The organism is Bifidobacterium sp. wkB338, assembly GCF_003688325.1.
Taxonomy (GTDB): domain Bacteria; phylum Actinomycetota; class Actinomycetes; order Actinomycetales; family Bifidobacteriaceae; genus Bombiscardovia; species Bombiscardovia polysaccharolytica.
Genome location: NZ_NPOR01000038.1, coordinates 192,055 through 209,515, shown reverse-complemented (window position 1 = coordinate 209,515; position 17,461 = coordinate 192,055). Strand labels below are relative to the sequence as shown.

5 protein-coding genes and 1 CRISPR repeat array (1 of these 6 cut by a window edge) are annotated in these 17,461 nt (G+C 58.1%); all 5 genes read left to right on the top strand.

The features are described 5' to 3' along the window. Positions 1-9,817: direct repeats of the CRISPR family, unit length 32 nt; unit sequence GTCGCTCCCTTCACGGGAGCGTGGATTGAAAT (it extends 229 nt beyond the left edge of the window). Between the two features lie 463 nt (positions 9,818-10,280). The 5 genes from CI603_RS07640 to CI603_RS07620 all read left to right on the top strand — a co-directional run bounded on the left by CI603_RS07640 (position 10,281) and on the right by CI603_RS07620 (position 17,408). Then, a complete protein-coding gene (locus tag CI603_RS07640) occupies positions 10,281-10,997 on the top strand; it encodes a hypothetical protein (RefSeq protein ID WP_121913642.1) in 717 nt (238 codons plus the stop codon). 165 nt (positions 10,998-11,162) lie between these two features. Continuing rightward, positions 11,163-11,432, top strand: a complete 270-nt coding sequence (gene rpsO, locus CI603_RS07635; protein ID WP_024626835.1) for a 30S ribosomal protein S15 — start codon at positions 11,163-11,165, stop codon at positions 11,430-11,432. A gap of 250 nt (positions 11,433-11,682) precedes the next feature. Next, the gene (locus CI603_RS07630) at positions 11,683-14,466 is read left to right on the top strand and encodes a polyribonucleotide nucleotidyltransferase (RefSeq protein ID WP_121913641.1); all 2,784 of its coding nucleotides are present in this window, start codon (positions 11,683-11,685) and stop codon (positions 14,464-14,466) included. A 108-nt stretch (positions 14,467-14,574) separates the two neighbouring features. Then, positions 14,575-15,159 (top strand): LemA family protein, encoded by a 585-nt coding sequence (locus tag CI603_RS07625; protein WP_015022422.1) that lies wholly within the window; start codon positions 14,575-14,577, stop codon positions 15,157-15,159. After that, positions 15,156-17,408, top strand: a complete 2,253-nt coding sequence (locus CI603_RS07620) for a DUF2207 domain-containing protein (RefSeq protein ID WP_121913640.1) — start codon at positions 15,156-15,158, stop codon at positions 17,406-17,408. Before CI603_RS07625 ends, CI603_RS07620 begins: the two co-directional genes overlap by 4 nt. The last annotated feature ends 53 nt before the right edge of the window (positions 17,409-17,461 follow it).

Here is a 17,461-nt window from a genome sequence, read left to right as displayed (position 1 = left end):
TGAAATCAGTAGTCGGCTGGGAGGATGGCGTTTGCGAAATCGTCGCTCCCTTCACGGGAGCGTGGATTGAAATGAGACCAAAGAGCAGCACTACTATAAGGTGGTGGGTCGCTCCCTTCACGGGAGCGTGGATTGAAATTGCACAAGCTGTGGCTGCAAACGCTGCTAGTTACTGTCGCTCCCTTCACGGGAGCGTGGATTGAAATATCCGTCTGCCAGTAGTCCGCAGGCAGGATCGCGTGTCGCTCCCTTCACGGGAGCGTGGATTGAAATCCCTGGAATCCCTTGTTCCAGGCGGCAAAGTCCATGTCGCTCCCTTCACGGGAGCGTGGATTGAAATTTCGATAATGGGGCTGTTCCAGCCGGGATGATTGGTCGCTCCCTTCACGGGAGCGTGGATTGAAATATCGTTCATCCCAGTGGTCTTGTGTTGGATGTTGGTCGCTCCCTTCACGGGAGCGTGGATTGAAATGCGGGAAAATCGAGGAACAGCTTCTGGGCGTATCGTCGCTCCCTTCACGGGAGCGTGGATTGAAATATTTCAGTCTTTTACCGGGAAATGCAGACGACAGAGTCGCTCCCTTCACGGGAGCGTGGATTGAAATCGCCGTGGCGTGTGTGACCGTGTGTCACCCGGTATCAGTCGCTCCCTTCACGGGAGCGTGGATTGAAATCGCATAAGCCATAACATCCAAACCGGCCAGCGTATGTCGCTCCCTTCACGGGAGCGTGGATTGAAATAATATCCGACGCGTGATGGACTGACATACGCAGGTCGCTCCCTTCACGGGAGCGTGGATTGAAATCGCTCACGCCGGGCCGAGGCCCTGGGAGGCGACGGTCGCTCCCTTCACGGGAGCGTGGATTGAAATTACAAAGTCAGAGCTTAATAAGGCCAAGGAATTGGTCGCTCCCTTCACGGGAGCGTGGATTGAAATTGTTCGGTGGTGTTGATGGTGCGCACCGAATCCGTCGCTCCCTTCACGGGAGCGTGGATTGAAATCCCAATGTCGTGTCCCTGCCGAGCTCGGCATTGGCGTCGCTCCCTTCACGGGAGCGTGGATTGAAATCAATTGCGGTCTACTAAGCTTGTTCAAAGTGCCCGTCGCTCCCTTCACGGGAGCGTGGATTGAAATATCCCATGTATCCGGCGATCCGAAAATGGCGGTAAGGTCGCTCCCTTCACGGGAGCGTGGATTGAAATTGGAAGAAAACGGGATCGGTCGTCTGGTTTCCGGTCGCTCCCTTCACGGGAGCGTGGATTGAAATTTGGTGGGACGATTCGGGTCTTGAGGGTGAATACGGTCGCTCCCTTCACGGGAGCGTGGATTGAAATTCCAACGGCAGCACGCGGGGTTCAGAACTCGGGTGTCGCTCCCTTCACGGGAGCGTGGATTGAAATCTTGCCGTGGGGCGTACAGCATCATCAGCGTGGGTCGCTCCCTTCACGGGAGCGTGGATTGAAATAAGGTGCCGGTGGATACCGTGTACCACCAACGCGAGTCGCTCCCTTCACGGGAGCGTGGATTGAAATCAAAATGCTTGACAATCTGGTGGGGAGATGTTATAGTCGCTCCCTTCACGGGAGCGTGGATTGAAATAAGGTGCCGGTGGATACCGTGTACCACCAACGAGGTCGCTCCCTTCACGGGAGCGTGGATTGAAATCAAGAACATGAGCGTCAAGGATGTGGATATTCTCGTCGCTCCCTTCACGGGAGCGTGGATTGAAATACTACTTTGGCGATGCCTTGGATGACGCTTGCGAGTCGCTCCCTTCACGGGAGCGTGGATTGAAATCAGACGCGAGTCCAGTCACCGGAGAAAATCCCCGGTCGCTCCCTTCACGGGAGCGTGGATTGAAATACTGAAGCCTGGGCACTCTGAGCGATATGGTGTGGTCGCTCCCTTCACGGGAGCGTGGATTGAAATAAGGTGAGACCATATTGAGAATCTCCCCTCATCGGGTCGCTCCCTTCACGGGAGCGTGGATTGAAATTTGGGGATCGATGGGATCATCCAGGTGCCGTGGCGTCGCTCCCTTCACGGGAGCGTGGATTGAAATCTCTCCGCGTCGGCTGGCCTGCCGTATCATATGGTCGCTCCCTTCACGGGAGCGTGGATTGAAATACAGCCAGGATGGAGTTGCTTAGTTGCTGCATTTGTCGCTCCCTTCACGGGAGCGTGGATTGAAATACGTTTGGTCCACACCCTCCCTACATGCTGCACCGTCGCTCCCTTCACGGGAGCGTGGATTGAAATTGCGGTCGTGGACTGGGTTAATCGCGAGCTGCCAGGTCGCTCCCTTCACGGGAGCGTGGATTGAAATAACAAGTAGCGCAAAATGCCGGTTGGTCTGACTCGTCGCTCCCTTCACGGGAGCGTGGATTGAAATGAAATCTGCCTCGTCGCATGCGTCGCCCCAAGACAGTCGCTCCCTTCACGGGAGCGTGGATTGAAATTGAAGCGGGGTTTTTCGTCGGATGGGCGGAAAACCGGTCGCTCCCTTCACGGGAGCGTGGATTGAAATGGGTTAGAGCCGGGGCTACTCAACAGATCTCCTGAGGTCGCTCCCTTCACGGGAGCGTGGATTGAAATTCGTCAACAGAACACCAACCTACAGAACGCTCAGGGTCGCTCCCTTCACGGGAGCGTGGATTGAAATCAATCGCCCATCGGCTACTATCACGCGAATAGCGTGTCGCTCCCTTCACGGGAGCGTGGATTGAAATAGTGCTTCTAAGTGCTCTTTGAGTCGTCTGGCTGGTCGCTCCCTTCACGGGAGCGTGGATTGAAATTGGTGGTCACAGCAAGCCAAGCCACAGATTGTAGTCGCTCCCTTCACGGGAGCGTGGATTGAAATTGGCGGCACTGCTGGGTGTGCTCGCTATCGTCATGTCGCTCCCTTCACGGGAGCGTGGATTGAAATGACGCCCAGGAGGACTGGCCCATGGTGTTCGGCAGTCGCTCCCTTCACGGGAGCGTGGATTGAAATACAGGAAGGCCGTACAGGAATCGTGGGACATCATGTCGCTCCCTTCACGGGAGCGTGGATTGAAATCTGGATCGCCCTTGTCCCCCTTGTCGCCTTTGGGACGTCGCTCCCTTCACGGGAGCGTGGATTGAAATCCTACGGGTGGGAATGGCTGGCTGGCAATGAGCGTGTCGCTCCCTTCACGGGAGCGTGGATTGAAATAGCTGTATCCTCGGTCTTGCTCTGCTGCTGCGAGTCGCTCCCTTCACGGGAGCGTGGATTGAAATTGATAAGTGGCGAGATACCGCCGTTTCCCAACCCTGTCGCTCCCTTCACGGGAGCGTGGATTGAAATGACATCTGCTTCTTCGCAGCCAGCGTCTTGACTGAGTCGCTCCCTTCACGGGAGCGTGGATTGAAATTGATGATACGGTCGCGCAGATGGCTGGTGGTCGTCGCTCCCTTCACGGGAGCGTGGATTGAAATCACGGCTTTTTGTGCGGTCGGCTTCCTCGCCTAGTCGCTCCCTTCACGGGAGCGTGGATTGAAATGTGTTGTGCCCGGTCTCACGGTTGGCTGGCCGCAGGTCGCTCCCTTCACGGGAGCGTGGATTGAAATTTTGATGGAGCGTAAAGCCATAGTACCTTGGTCATGTCGCTCCCTTCACGGGAGCGTGGATTGAAATCATCATCACACAGACCGCCAAACGCTATGTACCCGAGTCGCTCCCTTCACGGGAGCGTGGATTGAAATCCGGTCTTGGGGTCGTCATGCTCGCCAGGGTCCAAGTCGCTCCCTTCACGGGAGCGTGGATTGAAATCTCATCCGCACCATCACCGGCGGACCCGACCAGGGGTCGCTCCCTTCACGGGAGCGTGGATTGAAATCCATACCTGACGATGATGGTTGGAACGACGGCCAGTCGCTCCCTTCACGGGAGCGTGGATTGAAATGTCATTCAGATGGGAGACCCGGTTGGAGACGATTGGTCGCTCCCTTCACGGGAGCGTGGATTGAAATCCGGTGGCTTTGGCATAGTCGAGTATCTCATCCTGTCGCTCCCTTCACGGGAGCGTGCATTGAAATCCCGACGGCCCCAGGCTGACAGCCGGCTGCCTCGGTCGCTCCCTTCACGGGAGCGTGGATTGAAATCTCAAGCCCCTGCGCGGCCACACGCCATTATCAGCGTCGCTCCCTTCACGGGAGCGTGGATTGAAATTTTATACCAACGCTGGACTGCCTCGTCCCTGCTCGTCGCTCCCTTCACGGGAGCGTGGATTGAAATTGAGAGTATTTGGGTATCGCGGATTATGTGATTATGTCGCTCCCTTCACGGGAGCGTGGATTGAAATATCTGCCCGACACTTGAGCGTGGTCGTGCCCTGGAGTCGCTCCCTTCACGGGAGCGTGGATTGAAATCAGTCATACCCGAGAGGTGTGGGCTGACGGCTTGGTCGCTCCCTTCACGGGAGCGTGGATTGAAATCCAATAGCGGATAGCCTGCTGCGAAACTCCTAGGGTCGCTCCCTTCACGGGAGCGTGGATTGAAATCCACTCTACGGGAGGGACTCTAACGGGGTGCTCGTCGCTCCCTTCACGGGAGCGTGGATTGAAATAAGGGCGATCTCGACGATACGCAAAAGGTCGGTCGTCGCTCCCTTCACGGGAGCGTGGATTGAAATTGTTTGACAATCCTATATTACTGAGTAATATAAGGTCGCTCCCTTCACGGGAGCGTGGATTGAAATACTTATACTAAGTCAACAGCGTACAAGGCAGATGTCGCTCCCTTCACGGGAGCGTGGATTGAAATATATCGATGACCTTGCCAAAGATGGCCTCGTCGAGTCGCTCCCTTCACGGGAGCGTGGATTGAAATGAGGACTGACTGCAGTGGGGGGATAATGGGGATGATGTCGCTCCCTTCACGGGAGCGTGGATTGAAATCCTATAAGGCCCGCATCCTGCGGGCCTTTTGCATGTCGCTCCCTTCACGGGAGCGTGGATTGAAATCCGCCTCGGTACATACTTTCATAGGCGGTTGGGCGGTCGCTCCCTTCACGGGAGCGTGGATTGAAATTTGAGACTTTTGGCGGCACAAGCAAACTGGATATGGTCGCTCCCTTCACGGGAGCGTGGATTGAAATACCATACACGGCCATAACCTCCATTGTGGATGATGGTCGCTCCCTTCACGGGAGCGTGGATTGAAATACAGCGGCACGAAACGGCGTGACTAATGCCTTTGGGTCGCTCCCTTCACGGGAGCGTGGATTGAAATAGCGAGGCACCAACGAACATTCCAAGAGGGGCGGTCGCTCCCTTCACGGGAGCGTGGATTGAAATGACGGGGTGGCCTACCGTGAGGCGAAGCCGGACGTCGCTCCCTTCACGGGAGCGTGGATTGAAATACGTGAAACATATCCGCCATACCCGTTGACCACGTCGCTCCCTTCACGGGAGCGTGGATTGAAATATCGTCTCGTCGGTCCCTCCGCCCGCCCCTGTGGTCGCTCCCTTCACGGGAGCGTGGATTGAAATCAAGAGGGTCGGTGACCATCACGCCGGCCACCAGGTCGCTCCCTTCACGGGAGCGTGGATTGAAATCCGTTCGGTGACGCGAAGCTGATCACAGCCGTCAGGTCGCTCCCTTCACGGGAGCGTGGATTGAAATGGGAGTAATCGCCTGAGAAACACCGAGTACAGGTTGTCGCTCCCTTCACGGGAGCGTGGATTGAAATTGCGGTTCCATGGCAGGCGAGTGGGTGCTTGGCGCGTCGCTCCCTTCACGGGAGCGTGGATTGAAATAGTCGCAAAAACAGCAGGCGGCATCGCCAAGACGTCGCTCCCTTCACGGGAGCGTGGATTGAAATTGGGCCAGCGTCGTGATGATGGAAGTGACGATGAGTCGCTCCCTTCACGGGAGCGTGGATTGAAATGGGAAAATCATGCCGCCTTGAGTGCGGGCTAATGGTCGCTCCCTTCACGGGAGCGTGGATTGAAATTCCCTCTCAGTAGTGACCGGTCTTAGCATAGGGGTCGCTCCCCTCACGGGAGCGTGGATTGAAATTTTACGCGTCAATCTGACGTGACGAAATTAAGTGGTCGCTCCCTTCACGGGAGCGTGGATTGAAATCTCTGGTTTTCGGTGGGTGCCTGCCCTCCAGGCGGTCGCTCCCTTCACGGGAGCGTGGATTGAAATCGGTACGGTTCAGCCTCCAGCTCCGGCGATGGGGGTCGCTCCCTTCACGGGAGCGTGGATTGAAATATCGAAGACACCAAAGAGGCAATCCGCAAAAGTGGGTCGCTCCCTTCACGGGAGCGTGGATTGAAATTGTAATGCTCGTGTGCTGCCATGATATAAGGTCTGGTCGCTCCCTTCACGGGAGCGTGGATTGAAATTGTCTGCAACTGTTGGGATGGTTGGCTCATGACGTCGCTCCCTTCACGGGAGCGTGGATTGAAATATCGGCAGTGAGCAGTTTGACCCCGAGCTTGTGGGTCGCTCCCCTCACGGGAGCGTGGATTGAAATATCGGCAGTGAGCAGTTTGACCCCGAGCTTGTGGGTCGCTCCCTTCACGGGAGCGTGGATTGAAATTATGGCTCAACCCAGAACAGCCCACAACACCCGATGGTCGCTCCCTTCACGGGAGCGTGGATTGAAATACTGTATGGCCCAGCGGCGTTCCGCAGGAGAACAGTCGCTCCCTTCACGGGAGCGTGGATTGAAATCTCGCTACGGCGCAAGTAGATGAACTGGTAGCCGTCGCTCCCTTCACGGGAGCGTGGATTGAAATAGCGTGGATGATGGGTACATCCGGTCATTGGACTAGTCGCTCCCTTCACGGGAGCGTGGATTGAAATAGGCCCGTTTATCACGTCTGACAGTTCTTGTAGCGTCGCTCCCTTCACGGGAGCGTGGATTGAAATACGACGACTGCCGACTTGATGGTACGAAGACCAGTCGCTCCCTTCACGGGAGCGTGGATTGAAATTACTCGGCAGCCGGGTTTTCTCATGCCCTGCCGGGTCGCTCCCTTCACGGGAGCGTGGATTGAAATCGGTGGATTGGGATAGGGTGTGTCTGGGCATGGAGTCGCTCCCTTCACGGGAGCGTGGATTGAAATGGGAAAATCCTCATCAGGGTCTGAACATTAGGGAGTCGCTCCCTTCACGGGAGCGTGGATTGAAATAGGCTTGCGTTCCTGAAGACACGCCAACAGGCGTGTCGCTCCCTTCACGGGAGCGTGGATTGAAATATCGAGGGCGCGACGACGGCGGACCTGCCCCTGTGTCGCCCCCTTCACGGGAGCGTGGCTTGAAATTTTTTTGTGACTTGCACCACTGTACCTGACACACGGTCGCTCCCTTCACGGGAGCGTGGATTGAAATACCGGGCGCGCGAGGCGTCCGGCGCAGCCATGCGGTCGCTCCCTTCACGGGAGCGTGGATTGAAATATCAACCGCCCCAGGGTTGGCGACTTCACGGGCGAAGTCGCTCCCTTCACGGGAGCGTGGATTGAAATACGATGAGCCAAGGCGATCCGACCACACTGGACGGTCGCTCCCTTCACGGGATCGTGGATTGAAATTTATCAAGATACCGGTCCCAACAGCTGATGAAAGAGTCGCTCCCTTCACGGGAGCGTGGATTGAAATGGCGAGAACGGCAAACTCATGCCGGAATGGAGCGGGTCGCTCCCTTCACGGGAGCGTGGATTGAAATATGTCGCCCCGCACCTGCTGGGCATCAAGCCACGTCGCTCCCTTCACGGGAGCGTGGATTGAAATGACTGGATATCTGCACTGTTCCCGCCAGCCAATAAGTCGCTCCCTTCACGGGAGCGTGGATTGAAATGTCAAGCCGCTGGGCATGTGGCAGCGGCCCGCAGGGTCGCTCCCTTCACGGGAGCGTGGATTGAAATATTCATACGGCGCTTGGCGGGGTAATAACTTACGTGTCGCTCCCTTCACGGGAGCGTGGATTGAAATCTTTTAACCGCGCTGTGCTCACATAAACATGGCTGTCGCTCCCTTCACGGGAGCGTGGATTGAAATTGGTGGTCACGGCAAGCCAAGCCACAGATTGTAAGAGTCGCTCCCTTCACGGGAGCGTGGATTGAAATCGGCTTGAATTGGTCCGCCTCGCTGGTCAGCTGCGTCGCTCCCTTCACGGGAGCGTGGATTGAAATAGGATGATGGCGCAACAATAACCATCACCCCATCGTCGCTCCCTTCACGGGAGCGTGGATTGAAATGTGACTTTGTGTCCGATATTTGGAATGCTATAAGTGTCGCTCCTTTCACGGGAGCGTGGGTTGAAATTGAGTCAACGTTGTGATGATGGAAGTGACGATGAGTCGCTCCCTTCACGGGAGCGTGGATTGAAATTTTATGTGTCTCTCACTGTACCACGGTTCAGTCGGTCGCTCCCTTCACGGGAGCGTGGATTGAAATCACAGCATTAAGCAGGTCGTCAAAGTCCTTAGCAGTCGCTCCCTTCACGGGAGCGTGGATTGAAATGTACATCTTATTGTAGTACGGCATGATTTCATTCGGTCGCTCCCTTCACGGGAGCGTGGATTGAAATCGGAAGACGACCCGGTCCCTGCCGTAGGTCAGGGGTCGCTCCCTTCACGGGAGCGTGGATTGAAATATGTGGCACGTATCGCCTATATCGACCAGCATCGGTCGCTCCCTTCACGGGAGCGTGGATTGAAATTGCCAGGAGTGCGGCCAGCTCAACGACCTGACGCGTCGCTCCCTTCACGGGAGCGTGGATTGAAATTATGGCTCAACCCCGAACAGCCCACCTCACCGGGTCGCTCCCTTCACGGGAGCGTGGATTGAAATTTGGGCCAGTCGATCCAGTCCGGCAGCTCCGGCTGTCGCTCCCTTCACGGGAGCGTGGATTGAAATTCCTGCTGGTCCCTGGCGATGGCCAGGGAGAGCGGTCGCTCCCTTCACGGGAGCGTGGATTGAAATTCACTGGTTCGTCTCCGGTAACGTCCTACTCGTAGGTCGCTCCCTTCACGGGAGCGTGGATTGAAATCGCGACGAGGCCGAAAAGATCAAGGACCGGACGGTCGCTCCCTTCACGGGAGCGTGGATTGAAATATAGGAGACTTGATATGGCAAACACACTGCCTGGTCGTTCCCTTCACGGGAGCGTGGATTGAAATTTACAGTGTACTATCCTGTCAGCGGTTACATGAAGTCGCTCCCTTCACGGGAGCGTGGATTGAAATCGGAATTGGATGCGGAGATCGACCAGGAACTGCGCGTCCCTCCCTTCACGGGAGCGTGGATTGAAATCCAACTGGCACATCATGCTCGACCAGGTGCTGGCGTCGCTCCCTTCACGGGAGCGTGGATTGAAATCTGAACAAATCCACCAGTTCCACGGCACCCTTGAGTCGCTCCCTTCACGGGAGCGCGGATTGAAATCTTGTTTGCTTGGTTTCTATGGCGGCGACCGATAGTGTCGCTCCCTTCACGGGAGCGTGGATTGGAATGCCAAGTCACCGTCCCCGTCGTCACGTCGGCCTCGTCGCTCCCTTCACGGGAGCGTGGATTGAAATACGATGACCCCCATGTGGAAGGACACGGACACCAGTCGCTCCCTTCACGGGAGCGTGGATTGAAATCTGGGCACCTGTTTCAATATCCAGTCGCCACGTGGTCGCTCCCTTCACGGGAGCGTGGATTGAAATATCAGCGACGCCGGCGCTGTCCGAGATCAGCAGGTCGCTCCCTTCACGGGAGCGTGGATTGAAATTGGGAGGCCTACATATGATCGAGGATTACCAGTGGCCACTCCTTTCGTGGGGGCGTGGATTGAAATATCAATGCAAAGGCAAAGTTTTCACCATCCATGGGTCGCTTCCTTCACGAGGAGTGTGGTTCACGAGGAGTTCGGATTGAAATGCCCAGTCTTGGGCCCACTAAGGCAATGAGAACGGACGCTCTCTTCGTGGGAGTGTGGATTGGAAATACTGTTACGAACGGCTCTCTGCCTGCGGCAAATGCATTGCCTCCTACGTGGAAGCCTAAAACGGAAAACTAATCGCGCTACTTTGAATTAACCAGACAGCACTGCCTCTTAGCTGGAATATGTATTAAATCAGTTCTTCCCTCAGAACTCTTTTATAAATTCTGCTCCTCAAAAACATGAGTATGAGTTGCTGCTTTGGCATAGTACCGATCATTTTCATGCCATTCTCCCATTCCTAGGCGCGGGTGTGCCGCCCGGTATAAGCTTGTAGGCGGTGTGTCCACGAGTAGCGGACTTGGAGGTGTGGTCGCCGATGGAGCAATTCGACGATGCAGGTGGCGCGGAATCCGGCAGAAGTGATGCAACCGGTTCTGCATCTGTGCCATCGCACCTGGATGACGCGACTGCTGTGAACAAGGTTTCGGCCCACCCTGAAGCGACTATTCCGGATTCGGAATATTCTCTGGCTGAGATTGAGCAGCGCCGTGCCCGTCCGGTCCGTTGGGTCGTCTTCGCGCTGGCGGTCCTCTTGGCCATCGTCATTCCATACGGATACGGGCGCTCGCTGGCCATCAACCACACCCAGGGCGTGCTCCACTATGCCTCGGTCCTGGATCCGCGCGGCATAGCCCTGATTGCCTGGACGGTGACTGTGCTGACCTTTATGGGCATCGGCATGTCCATCATCGAATCGTCCTCCTGGTTCTGGCGGGTGGTCTTCGTGCTGAGCCTGGCCGCCGAGCAGCTGATCGCCGGCCTCTGCCTGCTCAAGATGAACTTCTGGTACAGCACCTTCGTGGTCTACCAGCATCAGGCCATTCTGGCCAACGCGGCCAATCTGGGCATCATCGCCGCTGGCCTGGGCGTGGCGGTCTTTGCGGTCGTCTTCGTAGCCATACTGGTCTGTGTGCGCAAGGATTCCCCCTGGAACACGCTGACCCATAGCTGGTCCGCTCTCTCCTTATTTTTCATCATTGAGCTGGCGGCCATTGCCATCGTCCTCTTCGGAGGCCTGATCACCGCGGCCTGACCTCATCACCGAGTCCGTCGGGGATGAATCCGTTCCTCCTCCCATTCCCACCTCTGGTCCCATCGCTGTGTATAATGGATTTTTGGCGTGTTTCGCCCGCGGATCGAGAGCGCTTCAGCATAGGGCTGGTGCACCGCGTAACGGAAGAATGCAAGAGGAGGAGCCGTGGCTCTTACGAGTGAGCAGAAGCAGGCAATCGTCAAGGAATACGCGACCCACGAGGGCGATACCGGTTCCCCCGAGGTCCAGGTGGCTCTGCTGAGCAAGCGAATCTCCGACCTGACAGAGCACCTCAAGCAGCATCAGCACGATCATCATTCACGTCGCGGTCTGCTGCTCATGGTCGGTCATCGTCGTCGGTTGCTGGATTACCTCAAGAAGGTGGATATCAACCGCTACCGTTCCCTGGTGGAGCGTCTTGGACTGCGCCACTGATATGCATGCTTTCGCCCGGGCCTAGCGCTCGGGCGCTTTTGCATGACTGAACCAGGCACCGTCGATCCCGGGATGGGGTTGCAGAAGATGGTGCCGAATTGAAATGCAAGGCTGGTCCGCAAGGAATGAAAATCGCCGGACATGGGGTTCGGCAGGACCAGACCGAAGTACAAGGATCTCCGGCTGTTAAGTGACGCCGAGCATCCTGACATCAGGTAGTAAACAAGCAGTAAACAAAAGGAGGAACCCTATGGAGGGTCCCGAAATCACGGCTGTAGAAGCCACGATCGATAACGGATCATATGGCAAGCGCACGTTGCGCTTCGAGACGGGTCGTCTCGCCCAGCAGGCGGATGGGGCAGTAGCCGCCTATCTTGATGACGATTCCATGGTGCTGTCCACCACCACCGCCGGGTCCAGCCCCAAGGAGAACTACGATTTCTTCCCGCTGACCGTCGATGTGGAAGAGAAGATGTATGCCGCGGGCAAGATCCCCGGCTCCTTCTTCCGTCGTGAGGGTCGGCCTTCCAACGAGGCCATCCTGGCCTGCCGGCTGATTGATCGTCCCCTGCGCCCCCTCTTCCCGCACACCCTGCGCAACGAGGTCCAGGTCGTGGAGACCATCCTGGCTGTCAACCCCGAGGATGCCTACGATGTGCTGGCCCTGAACGCGGCCTCCGCATCCACTTTGATCTCTGGTCTGCCCTTCGAGGGTCCGGTCTCGGGTCTGCGCCTGGCCCTGATCGATGGCCAGTGGGTGGCCTTCCCGCGCTGGAGCGAGCGCGAGCGCGCCGTCTTCGAGCTGGTCGTGGCCGGCCGTGTGGTCGAGGGCGGGGACGTCGCCATCGCCATGATCGAGGCCGGTGCCGGCAAGAACGCCTGGAGCCTGATCTATGACGAGGGTCAGATCAAGCCCGATGAAGAGGTTGTCGCCCAGGGTCTTGAGGCCGCCAAGCCCTTCATCAAGGTTCTGTGCGAGGCCCAGAGTGAGCTCAAGGCCAAGGCCGCCAAGCCCACCAAGGACTTCCAGCTCTTCCCCGAGTACACTGACGAGCTTTATGCTCGCATCGACCAGGTGGCTCATGCCGACCTGGACCAGGCCCTGTCCATCGCGGAGAAGCTGCCCCGCCAGGATCGAATCCACGAGATCAAGGAGAAGGTCCGCGAGGCTCTGGCCGACGAGTTCACCGACATGGACGAGGCCGAGAAGGACAAGGAGCTGGGCAATGCCTTCAAGGAGCTTCAGCGCCAGATCGTCCGCCGCCGCATCCTGACCCAGGACTACCGCATCGATGGCCGTGGCCTGCGCGACATCCGCACCCTGTCCGCCGAGGTGGACGTGGTGCCCCGCGTGCACGGTTCCGCACTCTTCCAGCGCGGCGAGACCCAGGTGCTGGGCGTCACGACCCTGAACATGTTGAAGATGGAGCAGACCATCGACGCCCTGTCCGGCCCCACCACCAAGCGCTACATGCACAACTACGAGATGCCGCCCTATTCGACCGGCGAGACCGGCCGCGTGGGTTCGCCCAAGCGCCGCGAAGTGGGCCATGGCAACCTGGCAGAGCGCGCTCTGATTCCGGTTCTGCCCAGCCGCGAGGAGTTCCCCTACGCCATCCGTCAGGTCTCCGAGGCCATCGGCTCCAACGGGTCCACTTCCATGGGTTCCGTCTGCGCCTCCACTCTGTCCCTGCTGGCTGCCGGCGTGCCCTTGAAGGCCCCTGTGGCGGGCATTGCCATGGGCTTGGTCACAGGCGAGGTCGACGGTCGGCCCACCTACAAGACCCTGACCGACATTCTGGGTGCTGAGGATGCCTTCGGCGACATGGACTTCAAGGTGGCCGGCACCTCCGAGTTCATCACTTCCCTGCAGCTGGACACCAAGCTGGACGGCATCCCCGCCGACATCCTGGCCGCCGCCCTGCAGCAGGCCAAGGAAGCCCGGGCCACCATCCTGGACGTGATCAACGAGTGCATCGACGGACCCGCCGAGATGAGCCCCTATGCGCCGCGCATCATCACCACCCAGGTTCCTGTCGACAAGATCGGTGAGGTCATCGGCCCCAAGGGCAAGATGATCAACCAGATCCAGGAGGACACCGGCGCCGACGTCTCCATCGAGGACGACGGCACGGTCTACATCTCCTCCGAGGGCGGCGAGGCTGCAGCCAAGGCCAAGGAGGTCATCGACCAGATCGCCAACCCGCACGTGCCCGAGGCGGGGGAGACCTTCAACGGCAAGGTGGTCAAGATCACCAGCTTCGGCGCTTTCGTCAACTTGACACCGGGCACCGACGGACTTCTGCACATCTCGCAGATTCGCAACCTGGCCAACGGCGAGCGCATCGACTCTGTCGAGGACGTCCTCAAGGAGGGTGACACCGTCGAGGTCATCGTCCAGGGTGTGGATGACCGTGGCAAGATCTCCCTGGCCATTCCCGGCTTCGAGGACCAGGAGTCCGCAGGAGGCCGTGATCGCGGAGGCCGCACAGACCGTCGTGACCGTGGCGGTGATCGTCGTGAGCGCAGTGGTCGTGGTGACCGTGATCGTCGTGATCGCCGTAGCCGTTCCTCCGAGCGCGAGGATCGGTATGAGGCACCGCGCCGCTCTCGTTCAGAGCATGATGATCGCTACTACGACGACGACGAGGACCAGGAGGATCGTCCCCGGCACCGTCGTCAGAGCCGCGACCGTGATTATGAGGATGGCGGAGACTGGTTCGAGGACGAGGACCGTGGCTCCCGTCGCGATCGTCGTCGGGTCTCCCGCGACGATGACGAGGATCGTGGCGGCCGAGGCCGTGGCGAGCGTCGCGGCCGTGGCAGCCGTGCCGAGCGTGATGACCGCAGTGATCGTGGCGGCCGTCATGAGCGTCGCTCTTCCGGACGTGGCGGCTATCGTGGCCGCAGGGAGAACCCGCGCTACGCTGCCGACGAGCACTACGACGAATACCGGGCCGACCGGGAGGAGCGCTCAGAGCGCCCCCGTCGTCGGGTGCGCAGGGACTTCGATCCCTTCGACAGTGAGGATTGATTCCTACTGATGCCGGATGTTGATTGATTCGGTGTCTTCCGACAGGACCCCGTTCTAATGAGCGGGGTCCTGTTTTGTCTGCAGACCCTTCCGTGAGAGAATTGGAACATGTCCGTATCACTGATCGTGCTTATCGTCATTGTCCTGCTGGTCGTGTTGCTGGTCATCTGGGGCATCGGGGCTTACAACGGTTTGGTCAATCTGCGCAACCGAGTAGCCAATGGCTGGGCCCAGATTGACGTCCAGCTCAAGCAGCGTGCCGACCTGGTGCCCAACCTTGTCCAGACGGTCAAGGGCTACGCCTCACACGAGTCCACCGTCCTGGAGGAGGTGACCAAAGCCCGCGCCGACGTGGCTCAGGCCCAGACGGCTGGCGGAGACCAGATGCAGGCCCGTGCCGATGCCGAGCAGCGGCTGGGTCAATCCCTGGTCACTCTGATGGCTCGGGCGGAGGCCTACCCTGAGCTCAAGGCCAACCAGAACTTCCTGGACTTGCAGCGTCAGCTCAAGGACCTGGAGGACAAGATCGCCTACGCCAGGCAGTTCTACAATGATGTGGTTCAGAAGTTCAACACCCGCATCGAGACGGTCCCCTCAAACATCATCGCATCCCTCTTCCACTTCCGTCAGGCCCAGTACTTCCAGGCTGACGAGGGTAGCCGCCAGGCGCCCGTAGTGGACTTCGGACAGTGAACGCCCCAGTGGCCTCCTCTGGGAAACCGGTCTCAGGCCATCCCTCCTGGAGTACTTCCCGCTTTTTCCGAGCCTTGGCACTGGCTTTGGTGGCAGCCTTGGTGACGTGCATAGTCGCTGCTCTGCTCATCTTCAGCAAGAATTGGCCGGACCTGGTATACGATTCAGTGGACTATGATGTCCAGGTCCTGGATAACGGCGATTTGCGCATCAGTCAGGACCTGACCGTAACCATGAACTCCCGTGAGGACGACAACGGCGATAAACGTCCCTGGAGGGAGCTCTACCAGCGTTATCAGATCAAGCCTGACCGGCTGACGGGCATCAGTGACATAAGCGTGCGCGACCTGACCAATGGCTCTACATATAGGCAAGCCGATCCGCCGACGGATCCTGATAACCTCGATCAGGTTCCCGACTGGGATAAGACCATGGCTGGCACCTGGTATATGGGCACAGTCTCGGACTCAGGATTGGAATCCTACAAGCCGGGCGACTCGGACCAAGGATCCGCCTGCGGCGCCCAGGGGGACCGGTGTCAGGTGGAGCTGGGTTGGAACATTCCGCAGATTGCCGAGGATTCAGGTCGGCGCTTCCGCATCGACATGACCTTCCACGGTGTCACTACTGCCCATCCCGATGTGGCTGAATTCCAATGGGAGCCCGTGGGCGACACCAACCAGATTCCCGTCGAGCATATGAGCGCTGATGTCAGGCTTCCCAAGCTTATAGGAACAGAGAAGGGCAAGGATACCAAGGCCTGGCTCCATTTCGCTGGCAAGGGTTCCTACCAGGTGGGCGATGACAGCCGTATCCACTTTTCAGCTGACCAGATCGGGCCAGGTCAGCATCTGGATTTGGTGGCTCTCTTCGATGCGAAGAGGGTTTCCTCGGTGGTCAGGACCGACTCTCAACCGGCGCGTGACCACATCATCAAGCAGGAGCGCCAGCAGTATGAGCACTGGCACGCCGAGCAGACCAGACGGGCGCGGATCGGACTTTTGGCTGGTGTACTGACCGTCTTAGCTGCTATCGCGCTGATTGTAGTGATGCTCTGGCAGGCCTTCCGCACCTATGGAGACTCCCAGTACCGAGGCGATATTATCTACTACCGTCAGCCTCCTGATCTGTCACCGGCCGTGGCCGCTGTTGTCAACGATTTGATGCTGACCCGAGAATCCCCTATTGGCAGGCAATTGTCAGCCACCATTCTCTCCCTGGCCTCCAAGCGGGCCATCGCTCTGATTCCGGTCAAGTATGAGGACCGGGCGAATTCCGGCGGAGGTTCCTTGACTAAGATGATGCGCTCGCTGCTCCACAAAGGCAAACGGCAGTCCATGGAGGTGGTCATTAATCCGGTCTGTAGTCAGGATCGAGCCTCCCTGGCCCTGTCCTTAAGCGAGGAAGCCTGCCTGGCCATGCTGGAAGGTGCTTCCGATCTGATGGGCTCCAAGGATGAACGTTTCGACCTGTACGAGATGATTGCTCTCTTCTCCAGCACCGAAGCTAATCATGGCAAGGTCTATCTGGAGGCTTTCGACAAGGCCGTCAAGTACGAGACCAACAATGCTGACCTGCGTGCCTATCGTCATGGTATAGAGGTCTTGCCCTTCCTGGCCGTGCTCTTGGCCGCTTTCATCCTGCTGGCTGGATTCCTGCCGGGCACCGTGCTGGTACGTGCGCCATTGGCCGTGCTTCTGGTGGCTGTTGCAGCATTCTCCATTCGTTATGGTAGTTGGCAAGTGCTCAGCAGTAATGGACAGCTCATGGCTGGTCAGGTGTCAGGGCTTCGGCGCTATCTGCTGGACTTCAGCGATTTTAGCCACCGGGGCGTGGAGGATCTGGTGCTCTGGGACCGCTACCTGGTTTACGCTGCGGCCTTCGGTATAAGTGACCGGGTTGTCGCTCAGCTGGCACAGGCCAGCCCTGAACTGACCGACTTCGACTGGCTGAATAATAATGCGCGCGGGAGCCTGCTCTACTGTACTTTCCTGCCTTACAGCCAGAATGTTCCGGTGGCTTCCTCCGTGAGTGGCCCTGAAGCACTGGCTGCAAATTCAATGTTTGGCCAAGGCGGGGTGGTTGATCTGGGTACTCAGTTGACCCAGGGACTCGAACAGATCGGCGGCCTGATCGGCCAGGCCAGCGGCAACAGTTCCGGCAGTGGTATTGGTGGGTTTGGCTCCGGTGGTGGTTCCTTCGGCGGCTCCGGTGGCGGCTCCGGTGGTGGTTCCTTCGGCGGTCGTTGATACTGGGCCACAAGCTAAGCTCGATAGGAAGCCGGCGGCATTGAAGCTGGCAT

Coding starts and splice junctions, on each gene's coding strand:
- CI603_RS07640 (WP_121913642.1), top strand. CDS start 10,281: ATGGAGCAATTCGACGATGCAGGTGGCGCGGAATCCGGCAGAAGTGAT.
- CI603_RS07630 (WP_121913641.1), top strand. CDS start 11,683: ATGGAGGGTCCCGAAATCACGGCTGTAGAAGCCACGATCGATAACGGA.
- CI603_RS07625 (WP_015022422.1), top strand. CDS start 14,575: ATGTCCGTATCACTGATCGTGCTTATCGTCATTGTCCTGCTGGTCGTG.